14 protein-coding genes and 1 pseudogene are annotated in these 14236 nt (G+C 62.1%); 3 read left to right on the top strand and 12 right to left on the bottom strand.

The features are described 5' to 3' along the window. Positions 1-4: 4 nt before the first annotated feature. The 11 genes and pseudogenes from ACF8R3_RS21360 to ACF8R3_RS21310 form a co-directional block, all read right to left on the bottom strand. Positions 5-2206, bottom strand: coding sequence for an LTA synthase family protein (locus tag ACF8R3_RS21360; RefSeq protein WP_058639347.1), 2202 nt, complete (start codon positions 2204-2206; stop codon positions 5-7). A gap of 134 nt (positions 2207-2340) precedes the next feature. Then, complete coding sequence (locus tag ACF8R3_RS21355) at positions 2341-3621, bottom strand: hypothetical protein (protein ID WP_196186432.1); 1281 nt, start codon at positions 3619-3621, stop codon at positions 2341-2343. A gap of 45 nt (positions 3622-3666) precedes the next feature. Beyond that, positions 3667-4425 (bottom strand): hypothetical protein, encoded by a 759-nt coding sequence (locus tag ACF8R3_RS21350; protein ID WP_392516107.1) that lies wholly within the window; start codon positions 4423-4425, stop codon positions 3667-3669. Between the two features lie 45 nt (positions 4426-4470). Continuing rightward, entirely contained in the window at positions 4471-5151 is a 681-nt protein-coding gene (locus ACF8R3_RS21345) for a C39 family peptidase (protein WP_023533487.1), read from the bottom strand. A 60-nt stretch (positions 5152-5211) separates the two neighbouring features. Continuing rightward, positions 5212-6630, bottom strand: a complete 1419-nt coding sequence (locus ACF8R3_RS21340) for a heme utilization protein (RefSeq protein WP_392516106.1) — start codon at positions 6628-6630, stop codon at positions 5212-5214. A 49-nt stretch (positions 6631-6679) separates the two neighbouring features. Continuing rightward, a complete protein-coding gene (locus ACF8R3_RS21335; RefSeq protein WP_145254562.1) occupies positions 6680-7258 on the bottom strand; it encodes an adhesin in 579 nt (192 codons plus the stop codon). A 1-nt stretch (position 7259) separates the two neighbouring features. Next, the gene (locus tag ACF8R3_RS21330) at positions 7260-7694 is read right to left on the bottom strand and encodes a hypothetical protein (RefSeq protein WP_058639343.1); all 435 of its coding nucleotides are present in this window, start codon (positions 7692-7694) and stop codon (positions 7260-7262) included. A gap of 290 nt (positions 7695-7984) precedes the next feature. Then, positions 7985-8548, bottom strand: a complete 564-nt coding sequence (locus ACF8R3_RS21325) for an AAA family ATPase (RefSeq protein ID WP_392516105.1) — start codon at positions 8546-8548, stop codon at positions 7985-7987. Beyond that, a complete protein-coding gene (gene pnuC / locus ACF8R3_RS21320) occupies positions 8545-9111 on the bottom strand; it encodes a nicotinamide riboside transporter PnuC (RefSeq protein WP_058605142.1) in 567 nt (188 codons plus the stop codon). The genes ACF8R3_RS21325 and pnuC overlap by 4 nt, the downstream gene beginning before the upstream one ends. Positions 9112-9223: 112 nt before the next feature. Continuing rightward, on the bottom strand, positions 9224-9958 hold the full coding sequence (locus ACF8R3_RS21315) for a methyl-accepting chemotaxis protein (protein ID WP_372239212.1): 735 nt from the start codon (positions 9956-9958) through the stop codon (positions 9224-9226). Positions 9959-10096: 138 nt separating this feature from the next. Further along, positions 10097-10768 (bottom strand): annotated as a pseudogene (locus tag ACF8R3_RS21310) (cache domain-containing protein); the annotation flags it as partial. 387 nt (positions 10769-11155) lie between these two features. Here ACF8R3_RS21310 and ACF8R3_RS21305 point away from each other — a divergent pair. Together ACF8R3_RS21305 and ACF8R3_RS21300 are read left to right on the top strand one after the other, a co-directional pair. Beyond that, the gene (locus ACF8R3_RS21305; RefSeq protein WP_058639374.1) at positions 11156-11986 is read left to right on the top strand and encodes an undecaprenyl-diphosphate phosphatase; all 831 of its coding nucleotides are present in this window, start codon (positions 11156-11158) and stop codon (positions 11984-11986) included. Then, positions 11979-12392: a DUF1294 domain-containing protein gene (locus ACF8R3_RS21300; protein ID WP_058639340.1), complete on the top strand. Its 414-nt coding sequence runs from the start codon at positions 11979-11981 to the stop codon at positions 12390-12392. Before ACF8R3_RS21305 ends, ACF8R3_RS21300 begins: the two co-directional genes overlap by 8 nt. Before the next feature lie 74 nt (positions 12393-12466). Here ACF8R3_RS21300 and ACF8R3_RS21295 read toward each other — a convergent pair whose 3' ends face one another. Next, positions 12467-13369, bottom strand: coding sequence for a LysR substrate-binding domain-containing protein (locus ACF8R3_RS21295; protein WP_392516104.1), 903 nt, complete (start codon positions 13367-13369; stop codon positions 12467-12469). 129 nt (positions 13370-13498) lie between these two features. Here ACF8R3_RS21295 and ACF8R3_RS21290 point away from each other — a divergent pair, with 129 nt between their 5' ends. After that, positions 13499-14110 (top strand): FMN-dependent NADH-azoreductase, encoded by a 612-nt coding sequence (locus ACF8R3_RS21290; protein ID WP_058639338.1) that lies wholly within the window; start codon positions 13499-13501, stop codon positions 14108-14110. The last annotated feature ends 126 nt before the right edge of the window (positions 14111-14236 follow it).

The following is a 14236-nucleotide window of genomic DNA, read 5'->3' as shown; positions in this document are numbered from 1 at the left end:
CGCATCAGCCTGAGTGCGCGACGTGCTCCGGCGTCAGCTCATCCTGGAAATCCTCCTCGCCAGGCAATGCGGTGATCACGCTGAAGTCACTCACCTCGACCTGCCCACCGCCATAGCCCAGCAGGTGGAAGGAGAAGGCCTTGCGCTCCACCGGGTTGTCGAAACCGAACTCCATCTCCAGCGGCTCGTCAGCGGTGACCCTGACTTCCTCGGGCAAGCCTAGCGGCACATCCTGCTCCAGTTGCTTGGCCTTGAGCTGGATATACGCGGCGTGCCTGGCGTCCAGCGCACGCACCTTGACCCTGACCCGCGTGCGCGAGCCCTCGGGCATTTCCAGGTACTGCGCGCCGATCAGGTTATCGGCCCAATCGTCATGGATGCGCTTGCGCAACTGGATGGGTGAAGGCCCGCCAAATTGATAGCGCAGGTTGAGGGGGCTTTGCATCAGCGACTGGTCCAGTACGCCGGCCAATGCCCCCATCTGCTGGCCCAGTGCGCTGTCGCCCTGGTCCAGGTAGCGGGCCTGATCGGCAATGAAACCTTCGCTGGCGTAACGGCGACAGCGCTGCTGGAAATCGCACTCGGTAAACACGCCCTTGCCGTTGTGGTAGCGGAGCATGCCATTGGTGAACGAGATCATTTCACGACCGGTGTCGTAGTCTCGGTACATCGACCGCCCGCCAAGGGCCAGCGGGATGGGCAGCGCGAAATAGTCCAGCAGCGAAGTGGCCAGGTCGACATGCCCGTAGGTGCCGCCCTTGAGGTGAGGTAACTGGGCCTGATCGGGTGCGAGGGTCAGGTTGAAGCCCCAGGAAGAGGCCAGACGCACCCCATCGATGCCGTGGGATTCATCCGAGGTGATTACCACCAAGGTGTCCTTGAGCACGCCCCGGCGCTCCAGGTTATCCAGGAAGGCCCCCAGGGCATCGTCCAGATAGGCCACGGCGGCCTGCTTGGGCGTGTCGAAGCGCGCCAGGTAATCGGCAGGGGCGGAGTAGGGCTGGTGGGTGCCGACGGTGAGCAGGGTGAGCATCCACGGTTTGTCTTGCTTGCGCAGTTGCCCGACGTAATTCAGTGCGCCCTCGAAAAAGGCTCGGTCATCCTTGCCCCACGGGAAGTCCAGGTAATTGCGGTTGGCGAACCACTCCACGCCATGTACCGAATCAAAACCTATGTGGGGCATGATGCGGTCCTTGGCCATGAAACGCAGCCCAGCGCCCTGCAGGTAATGGGTGGTAAAACCAGCCTGGCGCAACTGTGCCGGCAGGCAGGCCTGGTTGCGCTCGGCCTGGGTCAGCAACTCCACGCCCTTGGGCGTACCGTTGGCCAGCTTGTCGTAGTCGCCACAGAGCATTGCATACAAGCCGCGTATGGTCTGATGGCTGTGCAGGACATAGTCCGGGGTGTTCATGCCCCGCGCTGCCCATTGGCTCAGACGCGGCATCAGGTCTTCGTCGAAGCGGCTGTGCAGCGCCTCGCGATTGGGGCGCAGGTAGGCACCCGGTATGCCCTCGAGCGTGATGACCAGCAGGTTGCGTGCGCTGCCCGGGCCATTGAGCAGGCGTTGGCCGTTGAGGTCCGACTGGGTGAGGCCGGCGCTCGGCAGGGGGGTGAACGGCGTCGCCTGGCCGCTCCAGCGTTGCACCTGGCGCTGCACATCGCCCACCGCCGCAGAGACGAGCTGATGGCCCAGGTTGTATTGGCGCCACTGCTCGGCATCGGAGGGTGCCAGGTGTTGGCTGGCCCAATGCACGCCGAACAACGCCAGGACCGCCATCCATGCCTTGCGTGGCAGCGATCGGCCAGGCTGTGTACGCGTCTTCCACGCCCAGGCCAGCCAGGCCAGCAGCCCGGCACCCAAGGACCAAGGCAGCCAGGCGTGGGCCAGACCGCCCCCGGTAGAGTTCTCCATGAACTGCGGGTCGACCAGATAGGCGAGGTCTGCGCTGGTGGGCAACCGTCCCACCGCGCTGACCAATTCGGCCGAGGCGACCCAGAGGAGGGCCCACGCCAACAGCACCGGCAGCGCCAGCCACCAAGGCCGGCGGTGCAAAAGCAGCACCAGTGCGCCGCCCAAGGCCAGGTCGGAGAGATAGCCAAGCGGGTTGGACCAGCCCAACACGGCACGTGCGCCCAGAGGTAGCACCAGCACCAACACGGCCAAGGCGGCGAGCCGCTGGTGTGAGGGGTCTGAAAGGCTCTTCACAAAAATCTTTCCTTTGCCATTAAATCGTCATCAAACTGTGGCTGATGATAACAGGCCGAGGCCGGGCAAGGCGGGCGTGCAAAGCGCGGGCACACAAAAGGAGGCCCGCGTAAGCGGGCCCGGTGCGTCGTTCATCAGAAGTAGTAAGGGAATTTGAGGCTGAACGAGAAATCGGGCGCATCATCTGTCAGCCCAATGGACAGGTTGGGCACGATCGTGAGGTTGTTGGTCGCCGCAAACGTCATGCCGACGTTGAAGTTGGCCGCGTTGTAGTCGCTGTTGGAGACCGATTGCCAGTCACCACCGTCGGGCTTGATCTTGCTCTTGCGTCCGAACTGGTCGGAGACCGAGAACGACATGCTCATCTTCTCGTTCAGCGCGAAGGCAATACCCGCACCGATCTGCCACGAGTCGCCCAGCTTCACGTCACCTGGGACCTTGCTGTTGACCTGCGGGCTGATGTCGCTGAAGGAGTCTTGCAGGTTGTATGTGTAGGACAAGCTGCCGAACAGCACGGCCGGATCGAACGTCTTGACCAGCGAGATACCCGGCGTGATGGACCAGACCCCATTGCCGGTCGGCAGGCTCTCGGGCACGGAAAGATTGTCGTTGCCCGCCACTTCGCGCAGCTTGATCCCATAGGGGTCCTTGCCGGTCGGCGCCTTGACCCGCAGGGTGGCCACGGCGTCTGGCCAGGTCTCGGATTCGTCCAGGAACTTGTAGGCGACACCTACGTTGATATCGCCGATTTCCGGGTCCCGCGTGACCGTGGCATCCGAGGTGCTCGGCCCGGCACCGCCGGCGCCGCCAGACGAATAGGTGGACTCGCGGTAGATGACCGGGACGTTGATGTCGAACTGCCAGCGCTGGTCCAGGTTATAACGTGCCGTCAGGTCCAAGGTCCAGTTGTCAGCCTTGATCCGGTCCAGGTTGATATTGCCCAGGAAGATCGAATCCAGCGCCAGGAAGCCGTTGAGGGTCAGGGCGCGGGTGTCGTAGTGGGTGTAGGTCAAGCCGGTTTCGAGGCTGAACTTGCCACCCCCGAAGAACCCGCTGGCCTCGTCGTACAGGTTGGAGACGCTTTGCGCAGGCTCGGAGTCTGCGGCCAGCGCCTGTCCATACGAACTGCCGGTGGTCCCAGGCGCCCCGGCAGCGACGGTCTGGGCCCCCTTGACCCGTTCGCTGGGCGATCGCACCAGGCGTTTTGGCGGGGGCGCGACCGGGGTTTCTTCGACCTGGCGAACCCGCTGCTCCAGCACCATCAGCGCCTGCTGCTGGGCTTCATAACGGCGCTTGAGTTCGGTCAGTTCCTGCTTGAGTGCTTCTACTTGCGGATCTACAGCGGCGTACAGCGATGTGGCGGGTGCCAAGGTTGTCAAACACACAACCGCTTTGAGTGCTAACGATCGTTGCATGAAGATGCCGTCCCTTCCGACTGCTGTGATGAGACTGAGCGTAGATCAGTATCCGACAGAGCGAAGCCCTTTGAGCTGGTCCAGGCTGCCATTTAGCGAAGCGGCAGTCGGCAGGTTCTGGCGCATGACCACGTTCAGGGAGGTGACGTTGTTCACCAGGTTGCCATTGCCAAGCACGGTGGTGTTCTGCATCAACCCGCCCTGGGCCAGGCGCTGTACGCTGCTGCCCTGGTTGGCGTTGGCGTCTATGTTCATTTGTACGCCCACGCCTGTGGACGATACGCTCAGCGCGCCGGCACCGTTCTCGGCCATCAGCGTCTGCCCAGCGGCCAAGACCTGGCCATGGGGCTGCACGGCGGGGGCCTGATCGGCCTTGGTCACGTTGACGTTTACAGTGTTGTACGCACTGTTGTCGTCGCGGGCCGCGCGGACCACCTGGGTCACCCCCTGGGTGGTGCCGAGCCCGGCACCGCCGCTCACCGTGCCGCTGCCTTGGGCGACCGGCTGGGCGCCTCCCTGGGCCGTCGGCGCGCCGTGCTCATCGATCAGCGAGACATAGAACTGCGGCTTGATCGTGGCCTCTTGCACCTGCAAGGTGCTGCTGGCGCCTATCACTTCACCGCGCGCGTTCTGCCAGGTGCTGCTCATGACGATGCCAAAACTCACGATTCGGCCCGGCATCACGTAGCGCCCACGCAAGCTCGCCAGCTCCTGGTCCTTGAGCTCGATGGGGTGCAGCACTTCGGCGTGGACAGGCAGGCTGGCCGTCATGCAGGCCAGCACCAACCAGGTAGGGGTCTTCATGCAATGCTCCCCGGCGCATCATGCACCTTGTTCTTGGAAGAGGCGTTAGAAGAAATCGCTTCGAATGAAGCCGTAGTCCAGCAGATCGGCATCCTTGACGGGCGTGAAGCCGTCCAGGCGGCCTTTGGCCGTCAGCGGCAACGGAGGGTCGAGCAGGGCGTTGTGCTTGTCGTAGCCCTGGCCGATCACCGCGAAGATGATGCCGTTCCAGCCCTTGAGGAAGTCCTCGGTTCTGTAGCGCTTGTGCCCCAACACCGGATCGCCGATGTAGACCCAGCCGCGGTCGACCTTCTGCATGACCACAAAATGCTTGTAGCCGCGGATGTCCATCAGCACCACCACCGGGATTCGTACGCTGTTCAGGGTCTCGGGCGCCACCCGGTATCCCCGGGCGCGCATGCCCAGGCTTTCCACGTAGCGCTTCATGTCGAGCATCGAGAACCCCTGGGTGCGGACCAGGTTCTGGTCGGCATGGGTCAGCATGCCTTCGATGATCTGGTGTTCGTCCACGTCCAGCCAGTAGGCCTGACGCAGGATGGTTGCCAGCGCGGCAGCGCCGCAGCTGAAGTCGGTCTTCTGTTGCACCAAGTCGGCGAACTTGCGTTCGCGCATGCTCTGGATGGGCTTGAACACCACCGCACCGCCGGGCAGGACGGACAGGGGCATCTGGGCTGCTTGACCCATGCTGGCCAGGCACAGCAGGAACGCCAGGGCGAATACGCGCATGATCGACGCCTTTGGATGCGTTGAAGATAGGCCCCCTGAAAGGGGGCCTTGGGTCTGGCATCAGAACGAGGTATTGGAGATAGCCAGCGAGTTGCTCTGCTGGTTGCCGACACCGGCCGCCACGTTCACGCCCAGGTTGCCGCTGCCGCCATTGACCGAACCGCTAAGGGTTGCAGTGTTGGTCACAGGGTTGGCCCAGCCGGTCGGGGTCAGCACTTGGAAGGACACGGTATTGCTCAAGTCGTAAGCGCTGCTTTCGCTGTAGCTCTTGGCAACGTCGTTGTAGGACTGACTGGAGGTTTCGCCAGACTTTTCAAACGCCGAAGCCGAAGCGTTCTCGTAGGACGAGTCATGGGACTTGGTGTACGACGAGTCCCGCGAATGGTTATAGGCCGACTCGCTCGACTTGTCGTAGTTGGAGTCGAAGGCTTTCTCGAACGAAGAGTCGTAGGCACTTTGCTGCGAGGTGTTCACCGAGGCATCCAGGGATGCATTGAGCGAACCGTCGACGCTGCTGGTGCGGGTGCGCTCGCGATCACCGTTGGTCAGGGTCAGGGTACGCGTGGCATCGGCAGCCGCTGCCAGGCTGGCACTGAGGCTGGCGCTGTTCGAAGCGCTGGCGCTGCCGCTGGCCGAACCGTTCATGCCCCAGCTGTTGGAGCCACTGGCACTGGCACTGTTGGAGCCGCTGGCGTTATTGGCACTCGAACCACTCGCATTCCAGCCGCTGGAGCCGCTGGAGCTGGCACTTTGCGAGCCCGCCAGGTTGAAGCTGGACGAGGCACTGCGGTCATCGGTCGAGTTCAGCGTACCTTCACGCGAGCTGGAACCGGTGGCCGAGGTGGTGAAGGTCAGGGTATCGACACGGTAAGTGCGGTCGGCCCCATTGTTGACCACAAGCCCAGGACCGTTCTGGTCGGCCTTGGCCGTAGCCGTGGCGTTGCCGATACCGGCATTGGTATTGGCGATGGCCATGCTGTTTTTCTGCTGGTTCAGGTCGCCGCCGGCAATGTTGATGCCTACGTTGCCCGAGCTGCCTTCGCCAGAGCCGCTCATCACCGCCGAAGACTGGGTCGACCAGTTGTCGACACGGTTGTTGTTGCTGTACTGGCTGACGTCAGCATTGGCTTGCGCGGTGCCGAAGACGAAACTGTTGTCCAGGGTAGAGTCGGCAGCGGCGTTGGCGATGGCCGACGCGTTGCCCTGCTGGTTACCGTTACCAGACGCCACGTTGACACCCACGTTGCCACTGGCGCCAGTTGCCGAGCTGCTCATTTCAGCTTCGTTCACGGTGCCCTGGTTGGTGATGGTGTTGCCGGTGCTACGCTGGGTGTCCAGCGCATCGGCCTTGGCCGAGATAGGCAGCCAGGTGGTGCTGTTGCCGTTGTAGCTGCGACGGTTCTGATCGGCTTGTACAGCAACGGCCATGACCGCAGCAATTGCGAAAACCAGAGGCTTGAGTGCCATCGAAGGTTTCATGGTGATTCTCCGTACTCTAAAGGTTAAGTGTCGTTCATGACTCAAACGGTCAGTCGGCGACTCGTATGCTCAAGGTGTTGGCCATGCGGTTTCCCACCCCGGCACTCTGATTCAGCTGAACCACGCCACGGCCACCGGTGAACGCCTGGTCACTGGTGGTGACCTGGCGATGACCTGTCGGGGTAGCAGCTGAGTCAAAGGTGTTGAGCAGCGTCACGTTCTGTTGCAGGAGGACGCTGTCGTCGATGCTTTGCGGTTGTGTTCCGACGCTGATGCGCAGGGCGTTGGCCTGCTGGGTGCCGGCACCGGCGCTCTGGTTGACGCCAAGCGCGCCATTACCGTGGCTGAACGAGGCGCCGCCAATGCGGGCTTGGGTATCCATGGGAGCGTGCGCAGGCGTATTGAGCCGTTGCCGGATCTGGGTCGTGGCACTGGCGCCGTGGCCAAGGGCGAAGGCCCGGGCATTGGCCTGCTGCTGCATGTCCCCGGCGGCCTGGTTGACCGTCATGTTGCCCTGATAGGCACGGCCGGCGTCGTCGATGGTGGCGCTGTTGCTGATGGCAGTCGGTGGCTGGGCCATGGCAGAGGCGCTGCACAGCAGGGTGATGACGAGCAGGGCAGGCTTCATGTCATTTGCCCCCCGTCAGGATCTGCAGGGGCGCGAGGCCTTTCTGCACGCTCGAATTGACCATGTTGGAGATCCCGTTGCCCGACCCTGCTCCACGCCCGCCAGAGAGGTTGGGCAACTGGCTCTGGTGGCCAAGGTTGCTGCCCAGGTGATCGGTGTGTTGGGTGATCAGGGCGTTGATGCCTGAGCCGCTGCTGATGCTGGCGAAGTCGCCATCGCTCAACTCGTTGGTCTGGCGCAGCACATGATTGACCGGGTTGGCATTGACGGTGGTGGGTGTGGGGTCCGGACGCAGTGGGGGAATCACGGCATTGCGTGTCTGCACGTCGCGGGTAATGACGATGGTGCCATTGTCGGCTTGGGCGGTCGCGCTGAGCGAGCTGATCGCGCACCCCAGCAGCAACAGGTAACCCAGGCGTTTGTCGATGTTCCTCACGACGGCAATTCCTTCTTCAGCCGCTGGCCTTGTTCAGCGTTGCGCTAGCAAGAGCAGAAGCCGTGCCGCTTTTGAGAAGTCGTTGTATTTCAGGGGGTTAGCGCGATGAAAGCTGTCGTGTAGGGCTGCGTTGTGTCAGTGCTGATACAACGACTATTGACTGATGACCAAGCGGTCACCTCTAGGGCTGGGTTTGATTGGAATGACAGGCAGTGTATCGGTGGCGTGACACTTATCGGAGCTCACGGCGTAAGCCGCATGCTTGCGGGGTTGGCAACAGCCGGGGTGTGTCAGAGGCTTAACACCGGCTCAGAGCCCCGCAGCGTCGAGGCGACCAGTTCCAGCGCCAGGGCCTGACGTGTCGCCCAGTCACCTTCGATGATGTGATAAGGCTGATCGTGGTCTTGCAGCCAGTGCAGGCTTGCCTCGAAAAACTGCTGGCGCTCTCGCACATCTGGTTGGGTGCGCTGGCCATCGGCAACCCAGGGTACGCCCTCTGGGCTGAGAAGCAGGTGCAGGTCGTAGTGACGATCGAGCAGAGCCTGCTCCAGCCAAGGTGGGCAATCGCCGAACAAGGTCTGGCTCCAGAGCATGTTGCTGAGCAGGTGGGTGTCCAGAATCAACAGCGACGGCGAGGCTGCGCGTGCAGCGTCTTCCCAGGCCAACTGCCCACGGGCGATGCTGGGGATGTCGGCGTAGCACGTGTCGCGGCAGTGCTGGTCGATGAAATGACGCACGTACTCACCCACCACCAGCCCTCCGAAACGCGCCTGGATCTGGCCGCTGAGCCGGCTCTTGCCACTGGATTCGGGGCCGCACAGCACCACAACCTGGGTGCTCGTGACAGCGCTCATGGCTTCACCAACGCCGGGTCCCGGTGCCATTCCAGCCATCCGCGCAGGGCAATGAGGGTGAGCACCGCAAACAGCGCCGCGGTGAAATACAAGTGCTGGTGCAGGTACTGCCCGACATAGATGATGTCCACCACGACCCACAGGGGCCAGCATTGCAAGCGCTTTTGCGCCATCCACAGCTGGGCCACCAGGCTAAAGCCGGTCAGGCTGGCATCCAGCCAGGGCAGGGCGGCATCGGTCCAGGTGGCCATGGCAGTACCCAATGCTGCGCTAAGCAGTACGCCCAGGCCCAGGTGGATGACCAGCGCGCCGGGCCGTAAGCTCGATACCTGGCGTGCCGCGTCTTGCCGTTCAGGGCGCTTCCACTGCCACCAGCCATACAGTTGTAACAGCGCATAGGCAACTTGGAGCAGCATCCCCGAATAGAGCTTGACCTCATAAAATAGCCAGGCATAGATCAGCACCATGATCAGGCCGAGGGGCCAGCACCAGGCGTTCTGCTTGACCGTGAGCCACACAGCGATGACGCCGAGGACGGCGGCGATGAGTTCAAGGCCGGACATCGGCGATCCTTGGAGATTTCAGGGAGGGGCGCGATTGTAGCGGTTAGCTCAAGGAAGGTGTAGAGCGTTGCCGGGATCAGGGCCGTCTAGCAGCCCTGAGCCGGTGTCGGCTTCAGACCCTGAACTGGCGCAGCAGTTGTTCCAGGTCCTGGCTGAGGCGGCCCAGCGCCACGCCGGCCTCACTGGACTGGCGTGCCGCCTCGGCCGCCTGCTGCGAGAGGCCTGCCGTGTCCAGCACGTTGCGGTTGATGTCTTCGACCACGTGGGACTGCTGCAGGGTGGCGCTGGCAATAGAGGCATTCAACGCTGTCAGGGTGTGCAGAGCCTGGTTGATCGCATCCAGGCTGGCGCCTGCTTCGCGGGCTTGCGTGACGGTTTGCCGTGAGGCCTCGCTGCTGGTGTCGATCGCCTTGACGGCGGCATCGGACTGGCTCTGCAAGTGTTCGATCATGATGTGGATCTCGGCCGTGGACTGGGCCGTGCGCTGCGCCAGCAGGCGCACCTCATCGGCTACCACGGCAAAACCCCTGCCTTGTTCGCCTGCGCGAGCGGCTTCGATCGCCGCGTTAAGCGCCAGCAGATTGGTTTGTTCTGCAATCGAGCGGATCACGTCCAGCACGCCGCCAATACGGGTACTGTGCCCGGCCAGGTCACGGATTACTTGCACCGCCTGTTCGATGGTGATGGACAACCGATCGATCTGGGCCAGGCTGCCATGGATCGCCTGCTGCCCATGGGCGACCTGTTGCTGAGCGCAGTGCATTTCCCCGGCGGCCTGCTCGGCGGTCTTGGCCACATCCTGCACGGCGTAGGTCACCTCGTTCACGGCCGTTGCCACCTGGTCCATCTGCAGGGATTGTTGGGCGCTTTGCTGTTGCGCCGCACCGGCATTGTCGCCTACATGGTCGGCTGATCTGGCCAGCGCATGCGCCGCACTTTGTAATTGCCCGATCACCCCTTGCAGCTTGCCGTTGAAGCGGTTGAAGTGCTCGCCCAGCTGACTGAGTTCATCGCGCCCGTGGGTGTCCAGGCGCCGGGTCAGGTCGCTTTCGCCGCTGGCGATATTGCCCATGGCCTGCACGGCTTCCTGTAGCGGGCGGGCAATGCTGCGTGCGATCACCCAGACCATCAGGCCCATCAGCAGCGCGATCGCCATGCCCAGCAGCGAAGCGTCACGCAGCTGGCGAGCGAACTCGGTCTGTACGTCGTCAACGTAGACCCCAGAGCCGATGATCCAGCCCCAGGGCTTGAACAGCTGGATGTAGGATGTCTTGGCAACAGGTTCGCTAGCCCCTGGCTTGGGCCAGCGGTAATTCACGGGCCCAGCCTCCTGCTGGCGCGCCAGCGCGACCATTTCGTTGAATACGGCAAAGCCATCCGGATCGCGAATGCCCGAAAGGTCCTGGCCGTCGAGCTTGGGATTGGCCGGATGCATGATCATGCGCGGGGTCAGGTCGTTGATCCAGAAGTAGTCGTCATGGTCATAGCGCAACGCCCTTACCACTTGCAGGGCTTGTTGCTGGGCCGCGTCACGGCTCAAGGTACCGGCGGCCTCCAGCTGTTGGAAATGCGCCAGTACACCTGTGGCCGTTTCCACCACATGCCGGGTTTTCTCTGCCTTGGCTTGGTACAAGTCGCCGTGGATCTGGCGCAGCATCAGCAGACCAAGCACCAACAGCATGGCTATGGCCACTATCAGGATCAGCCATAAACGGCTGCTGATCGACATCGATCTTAGCGTCTTCATTGCGCATGCTCCATTTGTTCTTGTTCTCACCTGCATCCAAGCACGCCTGCGGCCATGGACCCACTCGACCAATGGCTAAGTGCCATGTGCCGTGGAGTCTGTTGCCTGCCACGTCATGACAGTGCAAAGGAGCTCTGCCAGCATTTCGGCAGCGCAAGATGAAACCTTTAGTAACCGTGAACTTTTCCACTGGCTTTGCGACCAACAGACGCTGTAAAACAGCCGGGCCGCGTGCGGCAATATTCAGGCAAATCAAGAACAAGGAGCTCGCCACGAGCAGGCTCCATCGGGGGAATGATGGATTTTTGGACGGCCTTTCAGGCAATCATACTGGGCGTGGTGGAAGGGCTGACGGAGTTCCTGCCGATTTCCAGTACTGGCCACCAGATCATCGTTGCCGACCTCATCGGTTTCACAGGTGAGCGGGCGATGGCCTTCAACATCATCATTCAGCTGGCCGCCATCCTGGCGGTGATGTGGGAGTTTCGCGGCAAAATATTCGATGTGGTCCGTGGGTTGCCGAATCAGCCCAGGGCGCAGCGCTTCACCGGCAACTTGCTGTTGGCCTTCCTGCCGGCGTTGGTATTGGGTGTATTGTTCGCCGACCTGATTCATGAGTACTTGTTCAACGCTGTCACCGTGGCAGCTGCGCTGGTACTGGGTGGGGTGGTCATGCTCTGGGCCGAGCGACGCCAACACAGGGTTCAGGTGACTCATGTCGACGAGATGCACTGGAGCCACGCGCTTAAAATCGGTTTCGTGCAGTGTCTGGCCATGATCCCGGGTACCTCGCGTTCCGGCTCGACCATCATCGGCGGCCTGCTGTTTGGCCTGTCGCGTACTGCCGCGACGGAGTTTTCCTTCTTTCTGGCGATGCCGACGATGGTGGGGGCTGCCGTGTATTCGGGTTACAAGTACCGTCATCTGTTCCAGCCCGATGATCTGCCGGTCTTTGCGCTGGGCTTCGTCACCTCGTTCATCTTCGCGATGATCGCCGTACGCGGTCTGCTGAAATTCATCGCCAACCACAGTTATGCAGCCTTTGCCTGGTATCGGATCGTCTTCGGCATGCTGATCCTGGCGAGCTGGCTGTTTGGCTGGGTCGACTGGACCGTCGCTCATGGATGAGCAGTCAGACCGCCAGCGCCCGACACGGATACGCAATGCCAAGTTCAAGGGAGTGCTGCTGGGGCTGCTGTGTGTGCTGCCGGTGTTGGGCGTCGCGTGCCTGGCCTACGACGCGCAGGCGTGGTGGCCGCTGGTGGTGTACCCGGTGATGAGTCTGCTCACTGTGTTGCTCTATTGGCGCGACAAGTCCCAGGCCCGCAGCCAAGCGCGACGCACCCCGGAGAAGCTGCTGCATGGTGTAGAACTGTTCGGTGGTTGGCCTGGGGCTCTGCTGGCGCAGCAGGTGTTCCGGCACAAGACACGCAAGGTGCCTTACCAGGTCAAGTTCTGGGCCATCGTGGTCGTGCACCAGGCCGCCTGGGCGTATTGGCTGTTCTTTCAAGGGCGAGCTGCAGCGTTGGGGTGAAGCCGCTGTATCACGAATGGGGGCGAGCGCCCCCTATTGAAGTCCCGGCCACTCGGGTTGGGCTCTGTGATGTGTCAGACGTAACGTTCCCCGCACGTTTCGAATGAGGCGGCCAAATGGTCGATCCATACCCGCACCGCAGGCGTGACACCGCGTCGGTGCGGGTAAACCGCCTGCAGGTAGCCGCCTGGCAAGGACCAGTCCGGAAGTAATCTAACGAGTTCACCGCGTTGGAGCTGCTCTTCACAAAACAGGCTGGGCAGGGCGGTGAAGCCCAGCCCAGCGCGTACAGCTGCATTACGTACCACGAAATCGTCCACTGACAGCCTGGGTTCGAGCGCCAAGGCGCGTTGTTGGCCCCCTGGCCCCTGCAGCCTCAGGTGTACCAGGCGGTCGGCCTCGGGTGCACCCAGCACCGGCAGGTCGGCCAGCTGCTCAGGCGTGCGCACCTGGGGGGCGAAACCGGGCGCGGCTACCAGTTGCATCTGTGCCTGACACAGTCGCCTGGTCACCAGCGTAGGGTCTTCATCGCCCAAGTCGCGCACTCGCAGCGCTACATCTATTCCTTCAGAGATCAGGTCCACTCTACGGTTGAGCAAGACCAGATCCAGCTGCACGAGCGGATACTGTTGCAGAAACCGGGTTACCACGTCCGGCAAGAACGCATGACCCAAGGCCACCGGGCAGGACACGCGTAGCCTGCCGCGTGGTTCACTGCTCATGCTGGCTACTGCCTCTTCAGCGGCTTCAGCTTCGAGGAGCATGGCTTGGCAGTGATGCAGGTAGCGTTCGCCCACGGCTGTCAGTTTCACTTGCCGCGTGGTGCGCTGTAGCAGGCGCATGCCCAAGCGATCCTCCAGTTCGGCGATACGGCGGGATAGCCTTGATTTCGGAATGCCGAGCTGGCGTCCAGCGGCGGCGAACCCGCCTGCTTCGACGACACGGGCAAAGTAAAACAGGTTGTTCAAATCCTGCATGGCACGGCTCATTGTTCCAGGGGTAGGACAAACTAGCGCGATTGGGCGCACTTATCATCCATTACACACTTAGGTAACATCCTTTTCATCGAATATATTCAGCTTTACCCCCTTTCACAGGAGTACCCCATGAAACTGCTGCACATCGATTCGAGCATCCTGGGTGACAACTCGGCCTCGCGCCAATTGAGCCGTGAAGTCGTCGCCGCGTGGCAGGCCGCTGAGCCGAACGTTGAAGTGGTTTATCGCGACCTGGCAGCCGATGCCATCGCTCACTTCTCGGCCGCAACCCTGATGGCTGCCGGCACCGGTGAAGAGCTGCGCGATGCGGCCCAGGCCTTCGAGGCCAAGCTCAGTGCCGAGACCCTCGAAGAGTTCCTGGCCGCCGACGCAGTGGTCATCGGCGCGCCAATGTACAACTTCAGCGTGCCGACCCAACTCAAGGCTTGGATCGACCGCATCGCCGTCGCCGGCAAGACCTTCCGTTATACCGAGGCTGGTCCAGAAGGCCTGTGCGGTGACAAGAAAGTGGTGCTGGTTTCCACGGCAGGGGGAATGCACGCCGATCAACCAACAGGGGTCGGCCACGAAGACTTCCTCAAGGTGTTCCTGGGCTTCATCGGTATTAGCGACCTGCAAGTGGTTCGGGCTCATGGCCTGGCTTATGGCCCGGAGCAGCGCACCCAAGCGATTGCTGCGGCCCAGGCGCACATCGAGAACGATCTGTTCGCCGTGGCATGAAGGCAGTGGAGACAGAGCGCAAGTTGAGGGTCGCCTAGGCGGCCCTTTTTCATGGGCGTACCAACCGCATGTTGCTGATGGCCGCACAGCTCACTGTTGCGCAACGCTAGGGCGCAACTGTAATGG

The organism is Pseudomonas sp. FYR_7 (assembly GCF_043106155.1).
Classification (GTDB): domain Bacteria; phylum Pseudomonadota; class Gammaproteobacteria; order Pseudomonadales; family Pseudomonadaceae; genus Aquipseudomonas; species Aquipseudomonas parafulva_B.
Note: the sequence above shows the minus strand (reverse complement) of the source record. Positions and strands in the feature narration are given on the sequence as shown.